The following is a 3480-nucleotide window of genomic DNA, read 5'->3' on the forward strand; positions in this document are numbered from 1 at the left end:
GTCGGGTGCTCGATGCTCAGACCGGGCGGGCAGAGGCGTCGTGCGGTGCTCCAGCGGAGGAAGGGGATGGAACGGGAGCGCAGGGTTGGCCTGTCGGTCGCCCAAATGTCCAGGTGCGGCTGCTGGAGTCGCCGGAGGCTCAGGTGCTGGGAGTCGAGCCAGTTCAGGAAGTCGATGGCGGCGAGCACGTTGCCGCAGTCGCCTTTGTGCGCGGCGTAGGTGTAACGCCCGCGGGCTGAGCGTCGGCGGGCGTCGCGGATGATGTGCCACTCGGCGAACGGACGAATGAGATTGGCGTGCCGCGCTGGGAGTTCGGCCACGGTCCGCGCGACCCAGTTGGTGAGCAGGGCGAGATTCTCATCGCGTGGCGGCAGGATGCTGGCGGTGACGAGTAACCCGCGCACGTAGGCGGTGCCAGCCCGTTGTGGCAGCGTGTCGAGGGATTCATGGTTTAGCGCTCCAGGATCGAGGACCAGGCGCTCCAAGAGACGGGCGGCGGGGCTTCGGCGCAGCCACTGCAGGACGCGGTAGGGGTTCTCCGACAACGCGCGCGCCGTACCCCCGTCGTGGCGGTGACTTCCTGCGTGGCAGTTCGGCGGTCCGTTGTTCAGCCCGCGAGGACGTCTCGCAGTTCGCATACGGCGTGTTCGCGGTGGCGCTGGGCGGGGATCGCTTCGTACAGGTCCCGGGCGCGGCGGTGGACCAGGCCGGTGCGGTAGTCGCCGGGCAGCGCGGTCAGCGCGGTGACCGTACGGCGGCAGGCTTCTTCGCTGTCGCCGTCGTGGCGAGCACACGCCGCGGCCGTCGATGTGCAGCAGGGTGCGGGTCATGGTGCTGGTCGGCGCGGACAGCTCCAGCGCCCGCTGCTGGCTTTCCCGAGCCCGGCGAGTGTCGCCGAGTGCGATGAAGGCGTGGCTGAGGTGGACGTGGTGCTTCTGTTCGCCGTACGTCAGCCACGTGTCCGACCGCTGCTCCTCGGGGAGCCGGTCCATGAGGGCGTCGGCCGCGGTGAGCGCGGCGCGGGCCTGCTCGCTCTGGTGGTTGAGGGCGTAGGCGCGGGCGGCGACGGCGGCCGCCAGTGTCGAAGCGACGGTCGGCCGGGTGCCGGCGGCCCGCCGGGCCTGGTCGGCGATGTCCGCTGCTGTCTTCGGGGCGCCGTAGTTGAGGGGGACCATCGCCTCGCGCGCCCGGACCCAGGCGTAGAGCTGGTTGTCGTCGGATTCGGCGGCGGCCCGGGCGGCGGTGGCGAACCAGGCGCGGGACTGCTGGCGGCTGCCCAGGTCGTGTAAGACGATCGCGGTCATCCCGGCCATCTGCCCGGCCGTCCGGCACAACTTGGCCCGTACCGGGGCGGGCTGCGGGACGGCGAGCATCGGGCGCAGGGTGGTGAAGTCGGTGACCAGGTCGGCCAGGACGCGGGTGGGCGCTTGTCCGTGGTAGCCGTACCCGTAGCTCTCGGCTGCGGCCTCGAGGTCGGCGAGGTCCTGGGGGGGGGCGTCGGGGGAGAGGGTCTGGTCGACGTCGGTGCGGGCGGCGGTGAGCGCGGCGAGGGCCGGAGCGGTGAGGCCGGCGGCCAGCGCGCCGCGCAGCAGGTTGCGGCGCTTCATCGGGTCATCTCCATGGCGGGACTCCGTGCTGAGGACGGCGGTGTCCTCCCAGGGTTGCGCAGCGAGCCCCAGGAAGGCACCAGGAATGCGCAGTCCGACGGCGATCCGCTCGACGGTGGCCAGCGCGGTGACCGAGCCGGTGCCCCGGGCGATCTGGCTGACGCGCTCGGCTTTGAGCGCGCACGCTTCCGCGATCCGGTTGAAGGAGACACCGGCGGCGTGGACTAGGGCGAACACGACGGTGAAGTCCCGCTCACGCAGCGCCCGCACGAATGCCGGGTCGTCCAGCAGGTGGTGCGGCACGTGGGTAGGCGACGGCGGTAAGTCGTCCACAAGTCCCCCTGAATCTCGTGGAATGACGAAGCGTCAGCCCACTGACCCTACCCACCGTGGGGGCCCATGACGGGGTTATCGCCAGCCTTCTCGGTGGCTGTACTGGAGGTGTGCGCGGCCGCGCCGATAGGGCCCGGCCGACCGATCAGGAGGAGGACCCATGCCCAGTCCCGCCCAGCCCCCGCCCACCACGTCCAGCGGCCTGGTCCGCTCCCGCCGGCAGATCGTCGCCGCCCGGGGCCGCAACGCCGTCCCCTCGGACGGCGGCGGCACCGGCCGCAGCGACGGCAACGACTGACGGATCGGGAGCCCTGACGCGATGACGGATGAGTCCATCGCGGCGTGCCTGGGCGAGGACTTCCTCGCCCAAGCACTGCACCGCGAATACCGCCACGTACCCGGCGCGATCGACATCGCCGGGCTGATGACCTGGGACGACCTCAACCACATCCTGGCCGCCCACCGCCTGGAACCGCCCCGGATGCGCCTGTCCCGCGACGGCGAGACGCTGCTGGTCGGCGGTTACACCGCCCCGGAGGCCACGCGCCGACACACGGTGTGGCACCGCCTGCACCCGGCCGAACTGCACGCTCGTCTGAAGGAGGGTGCCTCGCTCGCGTCGGACAGCGTCGACGAGCTCCACCCGCCGATCGCCCGCCTCGCCGAAGCGATCGAGCGGCATCTGCGCACCCGGGTGCAGGCGAACCTGTACGCGTCGTGGACCAGCACCGAGGGGTTCGGCATCCATTGGGACGACCACGACACGATCGTGGTCCAGTTGGACGGCGCGAAACCCTGGAAGATCTACGGCACCACCCGCCCGTTCCCGCTCTACCGCGACATCGAGGACCCCGGCGAGGCACCCGCCGAGCCCGTCGCCGACCTGGTCCTGCTCCCCGGGGATTTGCTGTGCGTGCCGCGCGGCGTGTGGCACGCCGTGTGCGCCGACCAGGGCGTGCGCTCCCTGCACGTCACCTGCGGCCTGCAGGCCCACACCGCGACCGACCTGATGGCGTGGGTGTCCGAGCAGCTGCTCGCGCACGAGGACTGGCGCCGCGACCTGCCACTCCTCGCCCGGCCGGACGTCCAGGCCGACGCCGTGGACGGGATGCGCAAGCGGCTTGCCGAACTGCTGGACGACCCCGGGCTGATCGCCCGGTACAGGGCCGCGATTGACGGCCAGGCCGTCGGCCGGATGGTCCCGAGCCTCCCCTACATCGACGGGCTCCCCGCCGATCCGCACCTTCGGGTACGACTCACGACTGCCCGCGCCGTACTGGAGGCCGGCGAGGACGCGGTGACGCTGTCCGCCGCCGGCACCGTGTACGAGTTCGCTCCCGCAGCGGAGGCGGTGCTGCGCCCGCTGGTCGACGGCCGCACCGTGGACCTGGCCACGCTCGCCGAGACGGCCGGCCTCGCCCTGGAGGACGTCGCCGTGCTGGTCCAGGAGCTCGTCGCCGGGCAGGCCGCCGTGGTGGGGAGCCTGCTGTGACGGCGGAGCTCGCTCTGGGGACCTACCGGTGCCGGGCGATCCCGGAGG

General features: G+C 72.2%; 3 protein-coding genes. 2 read left to right on the plus strand and 1 reads right to left on the minus strand.

All coding sequences use genetic code 11. The features are described from left to right. A partial coding sequence (locus tag ACFTZL_RS42805) for a hypothetical protein (RefSeq protein ID WP_382595398.1) occupies positions 1–1910 on the minus strand: 1910 nt, incomplete at its 3' end. Positions 1911–2100: 190 nt separating this feature from the next. Between ACFTZL_RS42805 and ACFTZL_RS42810 the strand changes: the two genes are divergently transcribed. Both ACFTZL_RS42810 and ACFTZL_RS42815 read left to right on the plus strand, forming a co-directional pair. Continuing rightward, positions 2101–2238 carry a hypothetical protein gene (locus ACFTZL_RS42810; protein WP_382595401.1) on the plus strand — a complete coding sequence of 46 codons (138 nt, stop codon included), beginning with the start codon at positions 2101–2103 and terminating at the stop codon, positions 2236–2238. 21 nt (positions 2239–2259) lie between these two features. Next, positions 2260–3432 (plus strand): JmjC domain-containing protein, encoded by a 1173-nt coding sequence (locus tag ACFTZL_RS42815; protein ID WP_382595404.1) that lies wholly within the window; start codon positions 2260–2262, stop codon positions 3430–3432. The last annotated feature ends 48 nt before the right edge of the window (positions 3433–3480 follow it).

The sequence above is a fragment of the Streptomyces sp. NPDC056948 genome (assembly GCF_042674225.1).
Lineage (GTDB): Bacteria > Actinomycetota > Actinomycetes > Streptomycetales > Streptomycetaceae > Streptomyces > Streptomyces purpurascens.

Coding starts and splice junctions, on each gene's coding strand:
- ACFTZL_RS42810 (WP_382595401.1), top strand. CDS start 2,101: ATGCCCAGTCCCGCCCAGCCCCCGCCCACCACGTCCAGCGGCCTGGTC.
- ACFTZL_RS42815 (WP_382595404.1), top strand. CDS start 2,260: ATGACGGATGAGTCCATCGCGGCGTGCCTGGGCGAGGACTTCCTCGCC.